The sequence below is a fragment of the Variovorax brevis genome (genome assembly GCF_030317105.1).
Lineage (GTDB): Bacteria > Pseudomonadota > Gammaproteobacteria > Burkholderiales > Burkholderiaceae_C > Variovorax > Variovorax brevis.
This window is the reverse complement of record NZ_JASZYG010000001.1, coordinates 664,870-686,785: the sequence shown is the minus strand read 5'-3', so window position 1 is coordinate 686,785 and position 21,916 is coordinate 664,870. Positions and strand designations below refer to the sequence as shown.

Below are 21,916 nucleotides of genomic sequence, written 5' to 3'. Positions count from 1 at the left end.
CAAGGCCATGCGAATTCCAATGCGTCTGCATCTGGCGGGCAGGGCGCGGGCACTGCCCGCGGCGCCCGCCTCGAGCACCGGCGCGGCGCGGCCGGGCGTGCATGTGGATGCAGGCGCGCTGGCGTCTCTCGAGTTCGCGGCACGCGACTTCCACTTCATGCCACGCCAGCCGGTTCACAGCGTGCTGGCCGGTCGCCACGCCTCCAAGGTGCGCGGGCGCGGACTGGAGTTCGAAGAGTTGCGTCCCTACCTGCCCGGCGACGACATCCGCAGCATGGACTGGCGCGTGACGGCGCGCACCGGGCAGCCCTATGTGCGTGTGTACTCCGAAGAGAAAGACCGGCCCGTGCTCCTCCTGGTCGACCAGCGGATGAACATGTTCTTCGGCACCCGCCGCGCCATGAAGTCCGTCACCGCCGCCGAGGCTGCGGCGCTGGTGGCCTGGCGCGTGCTGGCGGACGGTGACCGCGTGGGTGGCCTCGTGTTCGGCGACGAAGATTTCTCCGACTTGCGGCCCCAGCGAAGCCGCGACGCGGTGCTTCAACTGCTGGGCGAGGTTGCGCGACGCAATCAACTGTTGCGTGCCGACGCGCCTGCGGGACGCGGCAGCGACCAGCTCAACAAGGCATTGCTGCATGCGGCGCGCGTCGCGCACCACGACCATCTGGTGGTCGTCATCAGCGACTTCGATGGTCACGACGCCATGACGCGCGACCTGCTCACCCGCATTGCCGCCCGCAATGACCTCTTGGCGGTGATCGTGCACGACCCCTTCATGAGCGAGCTGCCGCCTTCGGGCGACCTGGTGGTGAGCGACGGCGAACTGCAGGTCGAGCTCGGCTTCGGCCACGACGCGGTGCGCCGCGGCATCACGGGCTTCGTCGATGCGCGAAGCCGTGAACTCTTCGACTGGCGGCATCTCATCGGCGTGCCGGTGCTGCCGCTGTCGGCCGGCGAGGAAACCGCGCCGCAGTTGCGCAGGCTGCTGGGTCAGGACACGGCCCAGTCGAGGCGGGGGCAGCGGCGATGACCGACCTCGTACGCAGCGTGGCAGCGGATTCGTCGGGTGGCGCGCAGGCTTCGATCACGCAACTGGCGGACGTGGCCTTGCCACCACCCGTCTCGTGGAAGCCGCAGACCGTCGGTTGGGACGTGCTGGGTGTGCTCTTGCTCGTGCTCGCCTTGTGGGCCGCGTGGCGCGCCGTGCGTCGCTATCGCCACAACCGCTATCGACGCGACGCGCTGGCCGAACTCGAACGCATCGAAACGCAATGGGCGAAGGAGCCAGAGGACGGTACGCCAGTGCTGGTCGCCTTGCCCCCACTCATCAAACGCTGCGCCCTCGCCGCGTGGCCGCGCGAGCAAGTGGCGGGCCTGAGTGGCGCGCAGTGGGCGCAGTTCCTGGAAGACCACGCCGGCCACGCGACACACGGCGCAAGGGCCTTGGCGCCGCTGGTGCGCGAGATCGAATACCACGACGCGCATGCCCTGTCGCGGATCGGACCGCAGGACGTGCGCGTGCTGCTGGCCGCTTCGCGCCAATGGATCGAAGGCCATGTATCAGCTTGAGTACCCTTGGCTGCTCGGCCTGCTGCCATTGCCGATCTTCGTGTGGTGGCTGCTGCGTCCCTATCGGGAAGAGAGCGCGTCCGTCCGCTTGCCGTTCTTCGGTGAAGTGGCCAGCGCTGCCGGCCTGAAGCCCTCCGCCGGTGCAGTCGTGCCACGCAGCAACTGGCTGCAGAAAGTGCTCGCACCGCTGGCGTGGGCGCTCATCGTGCTGGCGCTGGCGCGGCCGCAGTTCGTGGAGCCGCCCATCGAAAAGATCCAGCCGGCGCGTGATCTGCTGCTGGCGCTGGACCTGTCGCAGTCGATGGACACGCGCGACTTCAAGAGTCCCGGCGGTGCGATGGAGACGCGCGTCGAAGCCGTCAGGCAGGTTGTCAGCGATTTCGTGGCGCGGCGCAAGGGCGATCGCATCGGGCTCATCGTGTTCGGCGACGCGCCGTATCCGCAGGTGCCCTTCACCATGGACCATGCGCTCGTGCAGTCCGTCATCGGCGAGATGCTGCCGGGCATGGCGGGCCCGCGCACCGCGCTGGGCGACGCCATCGGCTTGGGCATCAAGATGTTCGACGAAAGCAAGGCGCAGCAGAAGGTGCTGATCGTGCTCACCGATGGCAACGACACCGCGAGCAAGATGCCGCCAGCGCGCGCCGCCGACATCGCCAAGGAGCGCAAGGTGACGGTGCACACCGTGGGCATCGGCGACCCTGCGGCGACCGGCGAGGACAAGGTCGACCTCGACGTGCTGCGTTCAGCGGCTGCGGCCACAGGCGGGCGCTTCTTTTTCGCCGGCGACCAGCGCGAACTGGAGCAGATCTACGGCACGCTGGACAGCATCACGCCCGAGAACCACAAGACGCTGTCGTGGCGGCCGAAGCAGGAGCTTTTCATGTGGCCATTGGGGGCTGGCGTGCTGATCGTCATCGCCTACCAGATGCTGATGGCCATGCTGTCGCTCGGGCGCCGTGGATGGCGGGCGGCGGCACAGCGACGAAACGGCGTCGCGAACGGGCCGGACGCTGGCAGGGAGCCGGCGTGATGGGCGCGATGCTCGATGCGTTCGCGCAGTTCCACTTCCTGCGGCCGTTGTGGCTCTGGGCCTTGCTGCCCGCGGGCCTGCTCATATGGGTCGTCGGCTGGCGCGATGACGTGCGCCGCCGCTGGCGCGCAACCATTGCGCCGCACCTGCTCGATGCACTCGTGGTGGAACGGCGGGGGGCGTGGCGCGTGCGGCCGGTGCATCTGACTTCAGCGCTCATCGCCCTCGGTGCGATCGCCATGGCCGGGCCGACGTGGCAGCGCGAGCGGCCACCCTTCGTCGAGGAAAAAGCGCCGCTGGCCATCGCCATCGACCTGTCGCAAGGCATGGATGCCATCGACGTGAGCCCGACGCGGCTGGAGCGCGCCAAGCTCAAGGTGAAAGCCTTGCTGGACCAGCGGCAGGGCGCACGCACCGCTGTCTACGCGTACGCCGGCTCGACGCACCTCGTGCTGCCCCTGACCGACGACAGCAAGCTGATCCAGACCTTCGTCGATGCGCTGCAGACGCGGATCATGCCGGTCGCTGGCAAGAACACGGCATTGGCCTTGCGCACCATCGACGCCGCACTGGTGAAAGAGGACACACCCGGCACCATCGTCTTCTTCACCGACGGCGTGGAGGCCGCCGCGTCGGCCGCGTTCAAGGCGCAAGTGGACAGCGGCCGCAGCCTGCCGGTGGTGCTGGCTTTCGGGACCGCGCAAGGCGGCCCGGTCCGCGCGGGCGGCGGTTTCGCGCAGGACGCGAGCGGGCAGCAGCTTTTCTCGAAGCTCGACGTCGATGCGCTCAAGCGCCTGAAGAGCGACGCCGACGTGCCCGTCGCCACCGTCACGCTGGACAGCGACGACGATGTGCAATGGGTGCAGCGCCGCGTGCAGTCGCACCTGGCGCAAAAGGAATCGGAAACCAACGCCCGCTGGAAGGAGTCCGGCTGGTGGCTCACCATTCCCATTGCCTTGCTTGGCGCGCTCTGGTTCCGCAAGGGCTGGACGGTGCGGTGGGTGAGTGCCTTGCTGTTGACGATGCTGCTTGGCGTGCCGCAGCACGATGCACTCGCGCAGGCGCCCGGGCCGGACGCGGACGCCTCCAACGATGCGCCGTCTCCCGCATTGCCGGCGACGCGCCCCAAGCGCTTCATCGACCTCTGGCTCACGCACGACCAACAGGGCCGCCGCGCCTTCGAAGACGGCAACTTTGCCGCCGCCGCCGCGCTGTTCGACGATCCGATGTGGCGCGGCATTGCGCTGTATCGCGCGGGACAGTTTGCGCAGGCGGTCCAGTCTTTCGCACTGGTCGATTCGCCAGAAAGCGACTTCAATCAGGGCGACGCGCTTGCGCAGCAGAAGCAATACAAGCAGGCTGCATCGCGATTCGAGCAGGCCCTCAAGCGCCGCCCGGATTGGCAGGCGGCCCAAGCCAACCTTGCGCTGATGAAGAAGCTGACGCCGCCGCCGAAAAAGGACGATCCGAACGAGGATGAACAGGCGCCGGACCTTCCGCCCGACCAGATCAAGTTCGATGAACAGGGCAAGAAGGGCCAGCAGCAGATGCAACTGGCCACGACCCAATCGGCCGAGACCTGGATGCGCAACATCCAGACCACGCCCACGGAACTGCTCGCGCGCAAGTTCGCGCTTCAGGTCGAGGGCGGCACGGCCAAGCCGGCGGAGGCCAAGCCATGACGCGCCTGCTGCACCGTGTGATCCGGTGCGTCATGGCTTGCGCGTTGCTGGCCGGTGCCATCTGCATCCACGCAGCCGAACCGATCATCCGCGTGCAGGTCGACGCAAAGCAGCCCGTGCTCGCAGGCCAGGAAATCCGGATCGACGTGACCGTGATGGCACCGAACTTCTTCACCTCCGCGCCGGACTTCCCTGCGCTCCAGGTGCCCGGCGCAATCCTCACGATGCCCGACGAACGCGCAGCGCTCGCCACCGAAACCGTCTCTGGCGAGACCTACGCGACGATCCAGAAAACCTACCTGTTCGCAGCGCAGCAGGCGGGCGATTTCACCTTGCCACAGGTGCAGATCGCCTTCACCTACAGCGGCGACGACGGCAAGCCCAAAAGCGGCAGCGTCACGATGCCACCCACCCGCATCACCGCCCGGCTGCCTGCTGGAGAACAGGCGCAGGGCGGTCGCGCATTGCCGGTGGCGCCGCTGACCATCCAGCAGCGCTTCGACCGCGCAACGACCGGCTTGAAGGCGGGCGACGCGCTGGTGCGCACCATCGACATCTTCGCCACGCAAACGCAGGCGATGATGATTCCGCCACCGCATTTCGAGGCGCCGGACGGCGTGCGCGTGTTCACCGCCGACCCCGTGCTCAAGGATGAAAACGGCGACCGGGGCGGCTTTCAAGGCGGGCGCCGCGTCGACCACGTGACCTACGTTTTCGAGAAGGCCGGCCGCTACACGCTGCCCGCCATCGAGGTGCGCTGGTTCGATGCCGCCAGCAACAAGCCACAGACGGCGCAGGCACCCGCGGTGACGGTTGTGGTAGCACCCGGGGCCCACGCCGGCGACGCCATTGCGCCGGAGGCAGGCATCGCGGCGCCGGGCACCCAGGGGCGGCGGCGAATTCACTGGGCGCTGGTGGGGTGGGGTGCGGCAGCGCTGCTGGCCATCGGCGCGTTCGCCTGGCTCGTGCGCGTGCGGGGGCCGCAGTGGCGCGCAAGCCGGCAGGCGCGACGCGCGGCGCACGAGGTGTCGGACGACGTCATGTTCCGCGCGGTGCTCGATGCCTGCGCGCAGGACGATCCGAAGAATGCGCATGCCCGCCTGCTCGACTGGTGCCGCCGCCACGCCGCTTGCGCGCCGCGCGCATGGGCCGCGACGCTGCACGATCCCACGCTCGAAGCGCAGATCGACGCGCTCCAGCGCAAGCTCTACGCGGGCACCCTGGCGCCGGACACACCCTGGAAAGGCCCCGTCTGTGCCACTGTCCTGCGCAAGGCGCACGACCAATGGCTGCGCCAGCACAAGGCGAGCGCACCCCCCCCGTGGCGTGGCAACGCCCTCGGCCCCCTGAATCCTTCAAGGAAGCAAGCATGAAGCGCAAGGCAATGATCGGAACGGTAGCCGTCGCGGCAGTGGCGGCACTCTGCGCGGCTGCGGTGTACGCGAGCCCTTATTGGGTCGTTCGCGAACTCAAGGAAGCCGCACGCGAACGCGACGTCGATGCGCTGCTCGAGCACGTCGACGCGCAGGCGCTGCGCCGAAGCGTGCGCCTGGCGATGGGCTTCAGGGTGGAGGAGCAACTCTTGGATTCGACCGACGAAGACCGTCGACCGGCCGGGCCCGCCGCCGCCCAGGCCGCACGTGCGCTTGTCGATCCGTTGAGCGACACGCTCACCTCGCCCACGCTGCTGATGTCGATGCTCATCCAGGGCCGGCCGAGCGAGTTGCTGGCCCCCGGAATGCGCGTGGCACCGCTCACCTCCGTGGCGCAGGCGAGCGAACTGGCGCTTGCCCAGTGGGACGCAACGATTCAGTACGTGGACTGGTCCACCGTGCTCGTCGGCTCGAAGCGCACGCCGAACGCGGGCGACTTCGTCCTCAAGCGCGCGGGCCTTGTCGACTGGAAGCTCAGCGGCTTTCGGATGCCGGGTCAGTGAGGCGTCAGAAGTCGGCGAAAGACGTGGTGCGATAGCCGGTGCGGTCGCCGCTTTGGGTTTCTTCGCGCCCACGGGCCTTGCCTGTGGAGAACAACACAGTCAAGGCGACGAGGGCAGACATGACGAGCAGAACGCCAACGCCCCACCAGCCAAAAAACCAGATGAGAAGGACCGGCACGAGCAACGCCACCAGAAGAATCAATGCCCTGAATATCCGGCCGATAGGACTCATCGAAAACCCACCTTGTTGAAAATCTTGAAGTTCTTCAGCCAGTACTTCCCCCCGCCGCAACGCGCAAGAGTCGACACTGATGTGGCGACAAGCGAAGGGGCGAGGGGTGATTTCATCTGGGTTTGTGAAGTGACCGCACGAATGTAATCAAAGGTATACAGCCGCGAAAGGGGGTGTTTCCCCCCGCTGTGACTTATTCGCCATCCGGGCCTCAGATGATCGGCCGCAACGCCTCCGCCACCTCGCGCAACGCCGGCAGCAGCTTCTCGATCATGCGGTCACCGGGGTAGGTTTGCCGTTGCGCCGTCACGCTCACAGCGTACTGGCAGTGGCCCTTGCGGTCTTTCAGGGGCACCGCGAGGCCGCACAGGCCGAAGTCGAGGTACTGGTCGGCATAGGCATAGCCAAGCGATCGCGCGGCGATCACGCCCTGGCGGAACAGGGCAGGGTCAGCCGGCGTGAACCCGGTGAACGTCGCCATCTCGTGCTTGGCAATCCACGCGTCGAGCGCGGTGTCTTCGAAGGTCGACAGGATGGCGTAGCCTTGGGAAACGACGTGCGCCGGCACCCGGGCGCCAGGGTGGTAGCCGATCGACACGATCCGCGGCGCGTTGCTGCGCGACAGGTACACCACCTCGTGGCCGTCGAGCGTGCCGACGTTGAGCGTTTCGCCGCACTCCATGGACGCGCGCTGGATGAAGGGCTGCGCAATGCGCGGCACGCGCGCGCCGTCCATGTAGGCCTGCCCGAGCCGCAACACGCGCGGCAGCAGCCAGTAGTACTTGCCGTCGGTTCCCGCGTAGCCGTAGTGCACGAGGCTGAGCAGGTAGCGGCGCGCGGCCGTACGGGTGAGGTCGGCGCGCTGGGCGGCTTCGGTGGCCGTCAGGCGCAGGTGTTCGTCGGAAAAGGCTTCGATCACGCGCAAGCCCTTGCCCAGCCCCTCGATGAGGAGCTTGCGATCGATCTCGAAGGTCTCTGTCATGCCTTGGGTGAAACCCGAATTACGTGCACACGCTGCACGGACGCGATCACTCATCGCACGCGAAGAGGTCCAGCGGCATTGTAGGGGGAGGGGAGCCTGCCTACAGTCGTTACACGCTGTCAATCAGACGGCGACCAGGAGACAAACGACATGACCGCCTCGCCTTCGCCCCGCCTCGCCACGCTGACCGGCCCGCTCTGAGCGCGGCGACCGACATGCACCGATCCGTTGCCACCGTTTCGCTCAGCGGCACGCTGCGCCAGAAGCTCGAAGCCATCGCGGCCGCCGGCTTCGATGGCTATGAGCTGTTTGAAAACGACTTCATCAACTTCAAGGGTTCGGCCGCTGAACTGCGCCGCATCAACGAGGACCTGGGGCTGTCGATCGACCTCTACCAGCCGTTTCGCGATTTCGAAGGCATGCCCGAGGCGCAGTTCAAGCGCAGCCTGGATCGCGCCGAACGCAAGTTCGACCTGATGCAGGAAATGGGCGCGCAGCTGATGCTCTGCTGCTCGAACACCTCGCCCCTGGTCATCGACGACGCGGAACTGGCGGCCTCGCAGCTGCAGGAACTTGCACAGCGCGCCGCCCAACGCCAGCTGCGCGTCGGGTTCGAGGCGCTGGCATGGGGCAAGGCCACGTGGCTCTACGAGCAGGCATGGGGCATCGTGCGCCGCGCCGACCATCCCAACCTCGGCCTGATCCTGGACAGCTTCCACACGCTCTCGCTCAAGGACGACCCCGCCGGCATCGTCGACATTCCCGGCGACAAGATCTTTTTCCTGCAGATGGCCGACGCGCCGCTGCTGGCCATGGACGTGCTGCAATGGGCGCGCCACCACCGGTCCTTTCCGGGGCAGGGCGACTTCGACATGGCTGGCTTCTTCGAGAAGGTGCTGCGCGCCGGCTACACCGGGCCGCTGTCGCTGGAGATCTTCAACGACGTCTTTCGCGAAACGCCCAACCGCCGGACCGCGGTCGACGCGATGCGCTCGCTGCTGTACCTCGAAAGCCAGGCGCGAGATCGGCTCGGCCGGGCGGCAGCGCAAGAGGCGGATGTGCGCGCACAGGACGTGATGAAGCGGGTCGACCTGTTCAACCCGCCGTCCAAGCCCGCGCTGTCCGGCTTCTCGTTCATCGAGTTCGCGGCCGACGAAGCCTCTGCCGAAACGCTGGGTGCCTTGCTGCAGCAGTTGGGCTTTCGCCGGGTCGGACGTCATCGCTCGAAAGCGGTGGTGCTCTATCGGCAGGGCGAGGTTCACATGATCGTCAACGCGCAGCCCGACTCCTTTGCGCGTGGCCGCTTCGATGCGCACGGCACCTCGGTGTGTGCGCTGGGCCTGCGCACCGCAGACCCGGCCGCTGCCGTGGAGCGCGCCACCGCCATGCGCTCGCGCCGCCACGACAGCCCGATCGGGCCGAACGAAGTGCAAGTGCCCGCCATGGTCTCGCCCGGCGGCAACCTCGTGCACTTCGTCCCGGCGGCGTTGGGCAACACCGGTTTGTATGAGGCTGATTTCATTCTCGATGACACGAGCCCCGTGCCCGGCGCCGGCCTGCTGGCCATCGACCACGTCGCGCTCGGCCTGCCGCTGGACCAACTCGACACCTGGGTGCTGTTCTCGCGTGCCGTGCTCGGGCTGGAGCCGGGCGAAAGCCTGGAGCTTGCCGACCCCTTCGGCCTGATCCGCAGCCGCGGCGTCGCCAACGCGGACCGCAGTGTTCGCATGGTGCTCAACGTGTCCCTGAGCCAGCGCACGCGCACGGCGCAAACGGTGAACGTCACCGGCGGCGGCGCGGTGCATCACATCGCGCTGCGTTGCGACGACATCTTCGAGACGGTGGCGCAACTGCAAGCCAATGGCGTGCGCTTCGTGCCCATTTCGCAGAACTACTACGACGACCTGCCAACGCGCGTCGATGTTGATGCCGGACTGCTCGAGCGCATGCGCGCGGCAGGCGTGCTCTTCGACCGTTCGCTCGCCGGCGACTACCTGCACATCTACACCGAAAGCTTCGAGAACGGCCTGTTCTTCGAAGTGGTCCAGCGCATCGGCGCCTATGACGGCTATGGCGCGAGCAACGCGCCGGCACGCATGGCATCGCAAGCCCAGTCATCCCCCGTTCCGTCCCCCGTCCCATCCCCCGCCCAGCACTAACCCCGCATTCCCACCAGGAGACATCTCAATGACAACAACCCTCGACCACGAGCCGAAAGGCGAGCACCAGTCGAAGAAGGCCACTGCCAGTGGCTGGATCGGCTCCGCACTGGAGTACTACGACTTCTTCATCTACGCCACGGCCGCGGCGCTGATCTTTCCGCAGATCTTCTTTCCGCAGGGCGACCCGCGCATGGCCATCATCGCCTCCCTCGCGACCTACGGCGTGGGCTATGTCGCACGCCCCATCGGCGCCTTCGTGCTCGGCCACTGGGGCGACACGCACGGCCGCAAGAACGTGCTGATCGTTTGCATGTTCCTCATGGGCTTCTCGACCATCGCGGTCGGCTTGCTGCCCACCTATGCACAGGTCGGCCTGTGGGCACCGGCCATGCTGGTCGCGCTGCGCCTGATCCAGGGCTTCGCGGTGGCCGGCGAGATCTCGGGCGCCAGCTCGATGATCCTGGAGCACGCACCCTTCGGGCGCCGTGGCTTCTTTGCGAGCTTCACGCTGCAGGGCGTGCAGGCCGGCCAGATCCTTGCGGCTGCGGTGTTCCTGCCGCTGGCGCACTACATGGACAAGGAGTCGTTCAACTCCTGGGGCTGGCGCATTCCCTTCTTGCTGAGCTTCGTCGTGATCATTGCCGGCTACATCATCCGCAAGGAAGTCCATGAGACGCCCGCCTTCGTCGACGTCGATACCTCGGGCAAGACGCCCAAGGCGCCGGTGATCCAGGCCGTGGTCGAAAGCTGGCGCGACATGCTGCGCGTGATGTGCTGCTCGCTGATGAACGTCATTCCGGTCGTCACCACCATCTTCGGCGCTGCCTATGCGGTGCAGCCGGGCTACGGCATCGGCTTCGACAAGGACGTGTACCTGTGGATCCCCGTGATGGGCAACATCGTGGCCGTGATCGTGATTCCGTTCGTGGGCAACCTGTCCGACAAGATCGGCCGCCGCATCCCCATCATGGTCGGTGCCGTCGGCGCGGGCCTGCTGTCCTTCGGCTACCTGTATGCGATCAGCATCCACAACGTGCCGATGGCCATCGTGTTCTCGCTGCTGATGTGGGGCGTAGTCTACCAGGGCTACAACGCCGTGTTCCCGAGCTTCTATCCCGAGATGTTCCCGACCCGCACACGCGTTTCGGGCATGGCCATCTCGCAGAACCTGGGCACGCTCGTGACCGCGTTGCTGCCGGCCCTGTTCGTGTACGTGGCGCCTCCCGGCGCGACCGGCATCCCGATGATGATCGGCTCCATCACGCTGTGCGTGACCATCCTTGCAGCCATCGCAGCGTGGACGGCGCGTGAGACCTATCGCGTGCAGATGAAGGACCTCGGCGACGCCAACGCCAAGCCGGTTCCCAAGGTCGAATACGACCGTCTGCGTCAGCAAACGATCGATGAATCGGGCCTCGTAAAAGCACACGCTTAACTGATGATTCGTACGCGCTGACACCAGCGCGTACGAATGTTGATCATCTGTGCACAAATGCACACCACTTCTCCTTCCCGTCCAAACGATGTGAGTACTCCGGTGTTAGTTTCGACGCTGGCGTGATCGGGAGTCGGCTGCCAAGCGCAAGGCGCGCAGGGGGCGTGAACTTTCGATAGCGACGCCATCGGAGGACAAAGAAGATGGAGAGAATTCCGGGCAACACCACTCCCCAAGAGGACCGTGTTGCAGTTGAGCCGAGTCGCCTGGACCCCGCCGAAATCGTCATCGCCAAATGGAAAGGCGAGATGCGAGTCAAGGCCATCGAATATTTCCAGAGCCTGAGGGCCAAGGGTGTTTCCGCCGTGCGCCACCACCCGCTGAAGGGCCGCACCTTCATCGACGTCACCATCGAAGGACGACGGTTCAAAGGTCAGGTGCGCAATGGCCCGCTGATCGTCTCTGACGGTCCCGACGATGCCGAATGCCTCCTGACCGGCGCATCGATCACCTACGGCACCGACTTCCTTAAAACCTCGCAGCAGAGCCGCTGGGCCGTCTGCAGGTACCGCACCCATCAACGCATCGTGCTGGACGGACTGTCACCCAACGGCATTCGTGCACTGGCTTGCGAGTTCGGGCTTGTGGTGCATGACGACGATGCGGCGGAAGCTGTGTCGGAGTCGGAGTGCTTCGCGTCGTCGCGGGCTTGTGTGGGCTTGCAGGCCTGGGCACGCACCTGGCCGGTTCTGGCGAAGAAGCAACTGCGGGACCATCCCGAGTTCATCCGGGGGCTGAAGGTGGAAGCCAAGTCCGCGCGCAAGTCGCGTTATCGCAGCATCTACGACTTCGAGTACTTCACGGGTTCCTGAGCGCTCGCGTCGCAGCGTTCTGTGACACCGACAAATGGCCTTCGCGGTTTGCGCGAGGCCATTGTTTTTGGCGCGTGGAGGCTCACCGAAGCGCACGCGTTGAATTTCGTTACGAATTCACCCCGAAGATTCCTTCAAATCAGGGCTTGCCCTGGTTAAAGGGTAAACCCTATAATTAACCATCGTTAACCAAGGAATCAGTCATGAACAGCGTGCCCACGTATTCTCCGTCTTCTGAAGCAGCTTCCCTGAATTCGGCGGGTGCCGTGATTCGCGATTTGGTTGCGAACATGCCCATCGTGCTGTTTGTGCGCACCCTGCGCGCGGCCCTCAAGCGCTCGGCCTGACAGTCCAACACCGGCGCGGCGTCCACTGCTGACGCGCGCCGACGGCTTCATGGTTTGAAGCCACTCGCCTTCCGGCATCTCTCTCGCAGCACCTCGACATACGCATTCGTCGTGCTCGCATCTTGCGCGGGTCCTCATCACAAGGTCCGCGCGGCAATTGATCATCGCCACGCCGTTGATCGCACGTTGCCCTTCCTCATTCGCTCCAAGGAATTGCGGCATGCGACCACATGCATGTCACCGCTCCGCCCTGAACGCGTTCTGAATTTCCAAAAAAAGTTCACGGACATTCGCGTGAACGTTTTTTCAAATCTTGACCATCGTCAAGTTCTATACGCGCCTGCATTCGCACAATCGGCCGCAATACATAAGCGGCTTGGCACATTCGCAAAACACGAGTGACGCCGGCAAGGCACAGGGACCAATCGTCAAATATTTCAGGAGACAACATGGCGAATGACAGTGCGTTGAGGAGCATGGCCACGCGGCCTGCGTCGTACCGGTGGATGCAATTGCTCATGGGCATTGTGTGCATGGCAATGATTGCGAACCTCCAATACGGATGGACGCTTTTCGTGAATCCGATCGCCGACAAGCACGGCTGGTCGCGCGCTGCCATTCAAGTGGCTTTCACCATCTTCGTGTTGACGGAAACCTGGCTCGTGCCGATTGAAGGTTACCTGGTCGATCGCTTCGGACCGCGTCCCGTGGTCATGGGCGGCGGCATCCTGTGCGGGCTGGGCTGGGTGCTGAATTCCCATGCGGATTCACTGGCCTTGCTTTACGTCGCGGCGGCCATCAGTGGCGTGGGTGCAGGCGCCGTGTATGGCACCTGCGTGGGCAACGCGCTCAAGTGGTTCCCGGACCGTCGCGGACTCGCGGCGGGCCTGACGGCGGCGGGCTTCGGTGCGGGTTCGGCGCTCACCATCCTTCCGATCTCCGCGATGATCAAGACGAGCGGCTACGAGTCTGCCTTTCTTTACTTCGGCATCGGTCAGGGGCTGGTCGTGTTCATCATCTCGCTGATGCTGACCGACCCGCGTCACGTGATCAGCTCGGCACTCAAGCAGAAGGCGCAGACGCCTTCGCAGGAGCGGGCCGTGATGCAATCGCGCCGCGACTTCAAGCCCGTGGAAGTGATGCGCTCGCCAGTGTTCTGGGTGATGTACTTCATGTTCGTGGTCGTCGCGGCCGGCGGCCTGATGGCGACGGCGCAGCTCGGCCCGATTGCCAAGGACTTCCACATCGGCGACGTGCCCGTGAGCATCATGGGCCTGACATTGCCGGCGCTGACATTTGCGCTCGCCATCGACCGCGTGCTCAACGGCGTCACGCGCCCCTTCTTCGGCTGGGTGTCCGACAAGATCGGTCGCGAGCCGACGATGTTCGTGGCCTTCGCGCTGGAGGCGGTCGGCATCCTGGCGCTCTACCACTACGGCCAGAACCCGGTGGCCTTCGTGATTCTCACGGGCCTGGTGTTCTTTGCATGGGGCGAGATCTACAGCCTGTTTCCGTCGACCTGTGCCGACACCTTCGGTTCGAAGTACGCAGCCGCCAATGCCGGCCTGCTCTACACCGCCAAGGGAACGGCTTCGCTGCTGGTGCCGCTGTCAAGCGTGTTGGCCACTGCAACGGGTAGCTGGCATGCGGTGTTCATCGCGGCCAGCGTGATGAATGCCTTGGCGGCAATGATGGCGTGGTTCGTGTTGCGGCCGATGCGTCGCGCGCACATCTTGAAGGCGAACGACACGGTGCCCGTCACGCCAACAGCACAGGCCGAAATGGCGGCGCGGTCAGACGCCGTGCCTGCCCATTGAAGTTTGATGCCGGTTTGAAGAAGGAAGAGGCGCTGCAATCGTTCAGATCGACAGCACCTCGACCAGCTCCGTTTCGATGTCCATCTGCGCGCGATGGTGCTGCAGTTCGGAGCCGCTGATCAGGAAGGTATCCTCCACGCGCTCGCCAAGGGTCGTGACCTTGGCCAGTTGAAGGTTCAGATGGTGCTTGGCCAGCACGCGAGCCACTGAATACAGCAAGCCCACGCGATCGCTGGCAGAGATGTTGAGCAGCCAGCGTTGCGCTTTCTCGTCAGGCACCAGCGTCACGCGGGTCTTGATGGGGAAGCTCTTGACGCGTCGTGACACACGGCCGCGGCCGGGCGCCGGCAGCTCGCCCGTCTTGCTCAGCGCATGCGTCAGGTCGGTTTCGACCATGCTGATGAGTTCGCGGTAGTGCTCCGGCAGGAAGGTGGTGACAACCTGGAAGGTGTCGAGCGCATAGCCGTTGGTGGCGGTGTGCACCTTGGCATCCAGGATGCTGAAGGACGCCTGGTCGAAATAGCCGCAGATGCGCGCAAACAGGTCGGGCAGGTCCGGCGTGTAGACCAGCACCTGCAAGCCTTCACCGATGGGTGACAGGCGCGCGCGAACGATGGCCGGCGCGTGCGGATCGATCGGCACGCCCTTGAGCGGCACGTGGCGCGAAAGCTGGCGCGCGTGCCATGCGATTTCCGCCGCGTCGTGGCGCATGAAGTAACCCACGTCCAGCGTGTCCCACAGCGACTTGTGCGCCTCGAAGGGCAGGGCGTGCGGCGCGAGTTGCACCAGGGCTTCGCGCTTGCGCGCCTCGATCTCGGCACCGGCGTCGGGCATGCGTCCGCCCAGGGCTCGCAGGGTCGAACGGTACAGGTCTTCGAGCAGCTTGCCCTTCCATGCATTCCACACGCGCGGCGAGGTGCCGCGGATGTCCGCCACGGTGAGCAGGTAGAGCGCGGTGAGGTAGCGCTCGTTGCCCACGCGCTTGGCAAAGGCGCCGATGACTTCGGGGTCGCTCAGGTCCTGCTTCTGCGCGATCTGGCTCATCACCAGATGCGCGCTGACCAGGAATTCGATGAGCCTGGAGTCTTCGCGGTCGATGCCGTGCTGCTTGCAGAAGCGCCGCACGTCGCGCGCGCCCAGCAGCGAATGGTCGCCGCCGCGGCCTTTGGCGATGTCATGGAAGAGCGCGGCCACATACAGCAGCCACGGCTTGTCCCACCCGCCCGCCAGTTGCGAGCAGAAGGGGTATTCGTGCGCATGCTCGACGATGAAAAAGCGCCGCACGTTGCGCAGCACCATCAAGATGTGCTGGTCGACCGTGTAGACGTGGAACAGGTCATGCTGCATCTGGCCCACGATGCTGCGGAACACGCGCAGGTAACGGCCCAGCACCGAAGTCTGGTTCATCAGCCGGAACGCGTGCGTGATGCCGCGCGGCTGCTGAAGGATCTTCATGAAGGTCTCGTGATTGACCGGGTCGTTGCGGAACTTGCTGTCCATCACGTGGCGCGCGTTGTAGAGCGCGCGCAGCGTGCGTGCCGACAGGCCCTTGACGCCGACGGTCTTCTCGAAGAGCAGGAAGGTCTCGAGGATGGCGTGCGGCTCGCGCAGGTACAGGTCGTCGCTGGCCACCTCGAGCGTGCCGCCCTTGTCGAAGAAGCGGTCGTTGATGCGCGTGGGCACGTTGGCCTGCGGCTGCAGGCGCTCCGAGATGTTCAGCAGCAGGATCTCGTTGAGCTGCGTGACGGCCTTGGCGGCCCAGTAGTAGCGGCGCATCAGCGCCTCGCTGGCCTTGCGCTGCGATTCGCCTTCGTAGCCGAAGGTCGCGGCCACGGCGGTCTGCAGGTCGAACACCAGACGGTCTTCGCGCCGGTTGGCGATCACGTGCAGCCTTGCGCGGATGAGGCTCAGCAGCGCTTCGTTGCGCTTGATCTGCTGGATCTCGAAGGCGGTGGCCAGGCCGTTCTTTGCGAGCTCATCCCAGCGTTGGCCGTAGCCCGCCGCCTTGGTGACCCACAGGATCATCTGCAGGTCGCGCAGGCCGCCGGGCGATTCCTTGCAGTTGGGTTCGAGCGCGTAGGGCGTGTCGTCGAACTTCTGGTGCCGGTGGCGCATTTCCTGCGTCTTGGCGGCGAAGAAGTCGTTGGCGTCGACGGAGAGGAGAAAGTGCTTGCGGAAGGTCGCGTAGAGCTTCTTGTCGCCCGCGACCAGCCGCGATTCGAGCAGCGAGGTCTGCACCGTCACGTCCTTGGCGGCTTCGGCCAGGCATTCGGTGATGGTGCGCACGCTGGAGCCGATTTCCAGCCCCGCATCCCAGCATTTGCCGATGAAGGCTTCGAGCCTTTCCGGCTCGACGGCATCGCCGGCCTCGCCTTCGGGCAGCAGGAGCAGCACGTCGACGTCGGAATAGGGAAACAGCTCGCCGCGGCCAAAGCCACCGACGGCCACCAGCGCGAACTGGTTGCCGAAGTCGGCGGCTTCCCACAGCGCCCGCAGCGCTTCGTCGGCCAGCGACGAAAGCTGCTTGAGCACAGCGTGCACGCCGCGCGCCGGCGCGTGGGCGCTGCGCAGCGAGTCGAATACAGACAGCTTGTGCGCCCGATAGGCGTCACGCAACATGGGGATGTCGACCATGCCTGCTGTCCACGTCCTGGTGGCCGGGCGCGCGCTCACGCGGCGTCAGGCGGATGCGGTCACGAAGTCCGGCGGAGGCGGGCTGCCAGCCGAAAGCGTGAGGACTTCGTAGCCCGTCTCGGTGACCAGCACCGTGTGCTCCCATTGCGCCGACAGCGAGTGGTCGCGCGTGACGATGGTCCAGCCGTCGTTGCCGAATTCCTTGATGTCGCGCTTGCCGGCGTTGATCATCGGCTCGATGGTGAAGGTCATGCCCGGCTTGAGTTCGTCCAGCGTGCCGGGCTTGCCGTAGTGGAGCACCTGAGGCTCTTCATGGAAGCCCCGGCCGATGCCGTGGCCGCAGAACTCGCGCACCACCGAAAAGCCGTTGCTTTCGGCAAAGCGCTGGATGGCAAAGCCCACATCGCCCAGGCGCGCGCCGGGCTTGACCTTCGTGATGCCGTGCCACATGGCGTCGTACGTGAAGGCGCACAGGCGCTTGGCCGCGATGGAGCCGTCGCCCACCACGAACATGCGGCTGGTGTCGCCGTGCCAGCCGTCCTTGATGACGGTGATGTCGAGGTTGACGATGTCGCCCTTTTTCAGCGCCTTGTCGTTCGGAATGCCGTGGCACACCACGTGGTTGACCGAGGTGCAGATCGACTTGGGGTAGGGCACGCTGCTGGCGCCCATGTAGTTGAGCGGCGCTGGAATGGCGCCCTGGACCTGCGTGATGTAGTCGTGGGCGAGTTTGTCGAGATCGTTGGTGGTGACGCCAGGCTTCACGTGCGGTGTGAGGTAGTCCAGCACTTCGGACGCGAGGCGGCACGCCACGCGCATGCCGGCCACGCCTTCGGCGTCTTTGTAGGTAATGCTCATCCGGGAATTATCCCACCCGGCCCGTTAAAATTCCGGGCTTGCGCGGAAGGCCCCAGTCAGCGGCCTGCCGCATCCACTTTCGGTTTTGCCCCACTCAACCCGCGGCCACCCGGCCCCTTCGACAGTGACGCTGCCCTTGCCCCACACCGCCCCCACCGTAACGCGCTTTGCCGGCGCCAGCGCCCTGAGCGACTTCCGCGCCCGCCAGTTGCTGCCCCGCCTGCAGGCCATCGAGCCGAAGATCGACGGGCTCGGCGCCCGCTTCGTGCATCTGGTCGCCACCGACCTGGCGCCCGACGACGCGCAGCAGGCGCAATTCCAGGCCCTGCTGACCTACGGCGAGCCTTTCGAGGCGTCCGGCGCGAGCCAGACCCTGGTCGCGGCACCGCGTCTGGGAACGGTATCGCCGTGGGCCTCGAAAGCCACGGACATCGCCCACAACTGCGGCTTGGCGGTGCGGCGCATCGAGCGGGTCACCGAGTTCCATGTTTCGCTGAAGTCGCCCCTGTTCGGCAAGGCGCCGGCGCTGTCGGCCGACCAATTGATCGCCGTGGCCGCTGTGCTGCACGACCGGATGACCGAATCAGTGCTGCCGTCGGTGGACGCGGCGGCGGCGCTGTTCGCCGAACTGCCCGCCACGCCCATGGCGCACGTCGACGTGGCAACGGGCGGCCGGGCGGCCCTTGAGGCCGCGAACACCCAGTTCGGCCTGGCGCTGGCGGATGACGAAATCGACTACCTGGTCGATGCCTTCACGCGCTTGGGCCGTAACCCGACGGACGTGGAGCTGATGATGTTCGCGCAGGCCAACAGCGAACATTGCCGCCACAAGATCTTCAACGCCGACTTCACCATCGACGGCGCGGCGCAGCCGCAAAGCCTGTTCTCGATGATCCGCCACACCGAGCGCACGAACCCGCAGCACACGGTGGTGGCGTACGCCGACAACGCGTCGATCATGGAAGGGCACGAAATCGAGCGCTTCACCGCCCGCGCGCAAGCCGGCGCGCACGCCCCCAGCTACCAGAAGGAAAGCGCGCTGCACCATGTGCTGATGAAGGTGGAGACGCACAACCACCCGACTGCCATTTCGCCTTTTCCCGGCGCATCGACCGGCGCGGGCGGCGAGATCCGGGACGAAGGCGCCACCGGCCGCGGCTCCAAGCCCAAGGCCGGGCTGACGGGCTTCACCGTCTCGAAGCTCTGGCCGGGCGAGGGCGCCTACGGCAAGCCGGAGCACATCGCCAGCCCGTTGCAAATCATGACGGAGGGCCCGCTGGGCGGCGCCGCGTTCAACAACGAATTCGGCCGGCCGAACCTGCTGGGCTACTTCCGCGAATACGAGCAGGCCATCGCCAGCGACGTGGACACGGTGCAACGCGGCTATCACAAGCCCATCATGATCGCCGGCGGTCTCGGCCAGATCGACGCGACGCAGACGAAGAAGATCCAGTTTCCGGCGGGCACGCTGCTCATCCAGCTGGGCGGCCCCGGCATGCGCATCGGCATGGGCGGCAGCGCCGCCAGTTCGATGGCCACGGGCGCCAATGCGGCGGAACTCGACTTCGATTCCGTGCAGCGCGGCAACCCGGAAATCGAGCGGCGGGCGCAGGAAGTCATCAACCATTGCTGGCATCAGGGCGCGGCCAATCCCATCCTGGCCATCCACGACGTGGGTGCGGGTGGCTTGTCGAACGCCTTCCCGGAACTGACCAACGACGCCGGCCGCGGCGCCCGCTTCGACCTGCGATCGGTGCCGCTGGAAGAGTCCGGCATGGCGCCCAAGGAAATCTGGTGCAACGAGAGCCAGGAGCGCTATGTGCTGGCGATTGCGCCGGAGTCGCTCGAACAGTTCACCGCTTTCTGTGAGCGCGAGCGCTGCCCGTTCTCGGTGGTCGGCATTGCAACGGAAGAACGCGACCTGCTCGTCGGCGACGTGGACTTGCCCCTTCCCCCTCCGGGGGAAGGCCGGGATGGGGGCACGACGGCTTCCCCATCGAGCGCCGCCGTGCCCCCACCCCAACCCTCCGCCGGAAGGGGAGGGAGCAAAGAAGGGGGAGGGAGCAAAGAAGGGGCAGGGAGCGAAGACCCTGCGGTCGCCATGCCGATGAACGTCCTGCTCGGCAAGCCGCCCAAGATGCACCGCGACGTCAAGACCGTCGCCCGCCAGTTCCAGCCGCTCGACCTCACCGGCATCCAGCTGCAAAAAGCCGCCATCGACGTGCTGTCGCACCCCACGGTCGCCTCCAAGCGCTTCCTTGTCACCATCGGCGATCGCACCGTGGGCGGCCTCAGTCATCGCGACCAGATGGTCGGCCCGTGGCAGGTGCCGGTGGCCGATTGCGCCGTGACGCTGGCCGACTACAAGAGCTTTGCCGGCGAGGCCATGAGCATGGGCGAGCGCACGCCGCTCGCGGCGCTGGACGCGCCGGCCTCCGGCCGCATGGCGGTGGCCGAGGCCATCACCAACCTGCTGGCCGCGCCCATCGAACTCTCGCGCGTCAAGCTCTCGGCCAACTGGATGGCCGCGTGCGGCGAGCCGGGCGAAGACGCTGCGCTGTATGAAACCGTCAAGGCGGTCGGGCTCGAACTGTGCCCGGCGCTCGGCATTTCCATTCCCGTCGGCAAGGATTCGCTGTCGATGCGCACCCAGTGGCGCGAGGGCGACGAAGCCAGGCGCGTGACCTCGCCAGTGAGCCTGATCGTGACCGCCTTCGCGTCGATCGACGACGTGCGCGGCACCCTCACGCCGCAACTCGACGCGCAGGAAGAAGACAGCACGCTGGTGCTGGTCGATCTCGGCCGCGGCCAGCATCGCATGGCCGGCAGCATCCTGGCGCAAACGCTGGGTCAAAGCGGCGACGCGGTGCCTGATCTGGACGACCCGAAGGACCTCGTCCAGCTCGTGAATGCCGTCAACGCACTGCGCGCCCAGGGCCGCATCCTCGCGATGCACGACCGCAGCGACGGCGGGCTGTTCGCCGCGGCCTGCGAAATGGCCTTTGCCGGACACGTCGGTGTCGCGCTCAACGTCGACATGCTGGTGACGGAAGGCGATGGCATCAGCGACAGCCGCGCGGAGTACGGCGACGCGAAGAACTGGGCCGGACAGGTCAGCGCGCGACGCGAAGAACTCACGCTCAAGGCGCTCTTCAGCGAAGAACTCGGCATGCTGCTGCAAGTACGCACCGCCGACCGCAACGAGGTGATGCAGACGCTGCGTGCGCACGGCCTCAGCGCGCACAGCCACTTCGTCGGCAAGACACGCCCGGCCAGCTCGGCCATCGAAGCCGGCAAGGGCCGCGTCGAAGTGTGGCGCGATGCGAAGTCGGTTTTCAGCGCGAGCCTGGAAGACCTGCACCAGGTCTGGGATTCGGTGAGCTGGAAGATCTGCCGCGAGCGCGACAACCCCGATTGCGCCGATTCGGAACACGCCGCCGCCGGCGCCGCGGCCGACCCCGGCATGCACGTGCACTTACCCCCTCTCCCGCAAGCGGGAGAGGGCAGGGGTGAGGGCATCGGCGCTTCCCCGTCCGCGCCCGCCTTGCTGACCGCCCGCCCCAAAGTCGCCATCCTCCGCGAACAAGGCGTCAACTCCCACGTCGAGATGGCCTACGCCTTCACCGAGGCCGGCTTCGAAGCCTACGACGTCCACATGACCGACCTGCAGTCGGGCAGGGCCGACCTGGCCGAGTTCAAGGGCGTCGTGGCCTGCGGCGGCTTCAGCTACGGCGACACGCTGGGGGCCGGCATCGGCTGGGCCCGCAGCATCACCTTCAACCCGAAGCTGTCGGCGCAGTTCCAGGACTTCTTCGCCCGCACCGACACCTTCGGCCTCGGTGTGTGCAACGGCTGCCAGATGTTTGCCGAACTGGCCGACATCATTCCGGGCGCCGAAGCCTGGCCGCGCTTCACCACCAACCAGAGCGAGCGCTTCGAGGCACGCCTGTCGATGGTGGAAGTCCTCGATTCGCCCAGCCTCTTTTTCGCCGGCATGGCCGGCAGCCGCATGCCGATCGCGGTGGCGCACGGCGAGGGCTACGCCAACTTCAAGCACCGCGGCGACGCGAGCAAGGCGATCGCGGCGATGCGCTACGTGGACAACGCAGGCGCGCCGACGGAACGCTATCCTTTCAACCCGAACGGCAGCACCGGTGGATTGACTTCGGTGACCACTGCCGACGGCCGTTTCACCGCGCTGATGCCGCATCCCGAGCGCGTGTTCCGCAACGTGCAGCTGAGCTGGACCAGCGGCGACAAGAGTGCGTTCAGCCCGTGGATGCAGATCTGGCGCAACGCACGCAAATGGGTCGGCTGAGCATTCATCGCCGGCGCGCCGTTCTGGGTGGCGGCGCGT

General features: G+C 66.0%; 16 protein-coding genes. 12 read left to right on the top strand and 4 right to left on the bottom strand.

Going from position 1 to position 21,916, the window contains the following annotated elements; genetic code table 11:
* Positions 1-19: 19 nt before the first annotated feature.
* The 6 genes from QTI66_RS02910 to QTI66_RS02885 are packed head-to-tail and all read left to right on the top strand — an operon-like array spanning position 20 to position 6,220.
* Positions 20-1,030 (top strand): DUF58 domain-containing protein, encoded by a 1,011-nt coding sequence (locus QTI66_RS02910; protein ID WP_286557390.1) that lies wholly within the window; start codon positions 20-22, stop codon positions 1,028-1,030.
* The gene (locus QTI66_RS02905) at positions 1,027-1,569 is read left to right on the top strand and encodes a DUF4381 domain-containing protein (protein ID WP_286557389.1); all 543 of its coding nucleotides are present in this window, start codon (positions 1,027-1,029) and stop codon (positions 1,567-1,569) included. Before QTI66_RS02910 ends, QTI66_RS02905 begins: the two co-directional genes overlap by 4 nt.
* Positions 1,556-2,602, top strand: coding sequence for a vWA domain-containing protein (locus QTI66_RS02900; protein ID WP_286557388.1), 1,047 nt, complete (start codon positions 1,556-1,558; stop codon positions 2,600-2,602). Before QTI66_RS02905 ends, QTI66_RS02900 begins: the two co-directional genes overlap by 14 nt.
* On the top strand, positions 2,602-4,284 hold the full coding sequence (locus QTI66_RS02895) for a VWA domain-containing protein (RefSeq protein WP_286557386.1): 1,683 nt from the start codon (positions 2,602-2,604) through the stop codon (positions 4,282-4,284). The genes QTI66_RS02900 and QTI66_RS02895 overlap by 1 nt, the downstream gene beginning before the upstream one ends.
* Positions 4,281-5,657, top strand: a complete 1,377-nt coding sequence (locus QTI66_RS02890) for a BatD family protein (protein WP_286557385.1) — start codon at positions 4,281-4,283, stop codon at positions 5,655-5,657. Before QTI66_RS02895 ends, QTI66_RS02890 begins: the two co-directional genes overlap by 4 nt.
* Complete coding sequence (locus QTI66_RS02885) at positions 5,654-6,220, top strand: DUF2939 domain-containing protein (RefSeq protein ID WP_286557384.1); 567 nt, start codon at positions 5,654-5,656, stop codon at positions 6,218-6,220. The genes QTI66_RS02890 and QTI66_RS02885 overlap by 4 nt, the downstream gene beginning before the upstream one ends.
* Positions 6,221-6,224: 4 nt before the next feature.
* Here QTI66_RS02885 and QTI66_RS02880 read toward each other — a convergent pair whose 3' ends face one another.
* Positions 6,225-6,452 carry a hypothetical protein gene (locus QTI66_RS02880; protein ID WP_286557383.1) on the bottom strand — a complete coding sequence of 76 codons (228 nt, stop codon included), beginning with the start codon at positions 6,450-6,452 and terminating at the stop codon, positions 6,225-6,227.
* A gap of 211 nt (positions 6,453-6,663) precedes the next feature.
* Complete coding sequence (locus QTI66_RS02875) at positions 6,664-7,434, bottom strand: IclR family transcriptional regulator domain-containing protein (RefSeq protein WP_286557382.1); 771 nt, start codon at positions 7,432-7,434, stop codon at positions 6,664-6,666.
* Positions 7,435-7,649: 215 nt separating this feature from the next.
* Between QTI66_RS02875 and QTI66_RS02870 the strand changes: the two genes are divergently transcribed.
* The 5 genes from QTI66_RS02870 (at position 7,650) to oxlT (ending at position 14,067) form a co-directional block, all read left to right on the top strand.
* A complete protein-coding gene (locus QTI66_RS02870) occupies positions 7,650-9,593 on the top strand; it encodes a bifunctional sugar phosphate isomerase/epimerase/4-hydroxyphenylpyruvate dioxygenase family protein (protein ID WP_286557381.1) in 1,944 nt (647 codons plus the stop codon).
* 28 nt (positions 9,594-9,621) lie between these two features.
* Complete coding sequence (locus tag QTI66_RS02865) at positions 9,622-11,031, top strand: MFS transporter (protein ID WP_286557380.1); 1,410 nt, start codon at positions 9,622-9,624, stop codon at positions 11,029-11,031.
* Positions 11,032-11,234: 203 nt separating this feature from the next.
* Positions 11,235-11,903, top strand: coding sequence for a hypothetical protein (locus QTI66_RS02860; protein ID WP_286557379.1), 669 nt, complete (start codon positions 11,235-11,237; stop codon positions 11,901-11,903).
* Between the two features lie 203 nt (positions 11,904-12,106).
* Complete coding sequence (locus tag QTI66_RS02855; RefSeq protein ID WP_286557378.1) at positions 12,107-12,250, top strand: hypothetical protein; 144 nt, start codon at positions 12,107-12,109, stop codon at positions 12,248-12,250.
* A gap of 449 nt (positions 12,251-12,699) precedes the next feature.
* Positions 12,700-14,067: an oxalate/formate MFS antiporter gene (gene oxlT / locus QTI66_RS02850; RefSeq protein ID WP_286557377.1), complete on the top strand. Its 1,368-nt coding sequence runs from the start codon at positions 12,700-12,702 to the stop codon at positions 14,065-14,067.
* A 42-nt stretch (positions 14,068-14,109) separates the two neighbouring features.
* Here the strand turns inward: oxlT and QTI66_RS02845 are convergent, their stop codons facing one another.
* Both QTI66_RS02845 and map read right to left on the bottom strand, forming a co-directional pair.
* Entirely contained in the window at positions 14,110-16,701 is a 2,592-nt protein-coding gene (locus tag QTI66_RS02845; RefSeq protein ID WP_286557376.1) for a [protein-PII] uridylyltransferase, read from the bottom strand.
* A gap of 45 nt (positions 16,702-16,746) precedes the next feature.
* A complete protein-coding gene (gene map, locus QTI66_RS02840; RefSeq protein ID WP_286557375.1) occupies positions 16,747-17,559 on the bottom strand; it encodes a type I methionyl aminopeptidase in 813 nt (270 codons plus the stop codon).
* 136 nt (positions 17,560-17,695) lie between these two features.
* Between map and purL the strand changes: the two genes are divergently transcribed.
* Positions 17,696-21,877 (top strand): phosphoribosylformylglycinamidine synthase, encoded by a 4,182-nt coding sequence (gene purL, locus QTI66_RS02835; protein ID WP_286557374.1) that lies wholly within the window; start codon positions 17,696-17,698, stop codon positions 21,875-21,877.
* The last annotated feature ends 39 nt before the right edge of the window (positions 21,878-21,916 follow it).

Excerpts from the sequence above, each read along its gene's own strand:
- QTI66_RS02910 (WP_286557390.1), top strand. The coding sequence starts at position 20 with ATGCGTCTGCATCTGGCGGGCAGGGCGCGGGCACTGCCCGCGGCGCCC.
- QTI66_RS02905 (WP_286557389.1), top strand. The coding sequence starts at position 1,027 with ATGACCGACCTCGTACGCAGCGTGGCAGCGGATTCGTCGGGTGGCGCG.
- QTI66_RS02900 (WP_286557388.1), top strand. The coding sequence starts at position 1,556 with ATGTATCAGCTTGAGTACCCTTGGCTGCTCGGCCTGCTGCCATTGCCG.
- QTI66_RS02895 (WP_286557386.1), top strand. The coding sequence starts at position 2,602 with ATGGGCGCGATGCTCGATGCGTTCGCGCAGTTCCACTTCCTGCGGCCG.
- QTI66_RS02890 (WP_286557385.1), top strand. The coding sequence starts at position 4,281 with ATGACGCGCCTGCTGCACCGTGTGATCCGGTGCGTCATGGCTTGCGCG.
- QTI66_RS02885 (WP_286557384.1), top strand. The coding sequence starts at position 5,654 with ATGAAGCGCAAGGCAATGATCGGAACGGTAGCCGTCGCGGCAGTGGCG.
- QTI66_RS02880 (WP_286557383.1), bottom strand. The coding sequence starts at position 6,452 with ATGAGTCCTATCGGCCGGATATTCAGGGCATTGATTCTTCTGGTGGCG.
- QTI66_RS02875 (WP_286557382.1), bottom strand. The coding sequence starts at position 7,434 with ATGACAGAGACCTTCGAGATCGATCGCAAGCTCCTCATCGAGGGGCTG.
- QTI66_RS02870 (WP_286557381.1), top strand. The coding sequence starts at position 7,650 with ATGCACCGATCCGTTGCCACCGTTTCGCTCAGCGGCACGCTGCGCCAG.
- QTI66_RS02865 (WP_286557380.1), top strand. The coding sequence starts at position 9,622 with ATGACAACAACCCTCGACCACGAGCCGAAAGGCGAGCACCAGTCGAAG.
- QTI66_RS02860 (WP_286557379.1), top strand. The coding sequence starts at position 11,235 with ATGGAGAGAATTCCGGGCAACACCACTCCCCAAGAGGACCGTGTTGCA.
- QTI66_RS02855 (WP_286557378.1), top strand. The coding sequence starts at position 12,107 with ATGAACAGCGTGCCCACGTATTCTCCGTCTTCTGAAGCAGCTTCCCTG.
- oxlT (WP_286557377.1), top strand. The coding sequence starts at position 12,700 with ATGGCGAATGACAGTGCGTTGAGGAGCATGGCCACGCGGCCTGCGTCG.
- QTI66_RS02845 (WP_286557376.1), bottom strand. The coding sequence starts at position 16,701 with ATGGTCGACATCCCCATGTTGCGTGACGCCTATCGGGCGCACAAGCTG.
- map (WP_286557375.1), bottom strand. The coding sequence starts at position 17,559 with ATGAGCATTACCTACAAAGACGCCGAAGGCGTGGCCGGCATGCGCGTG.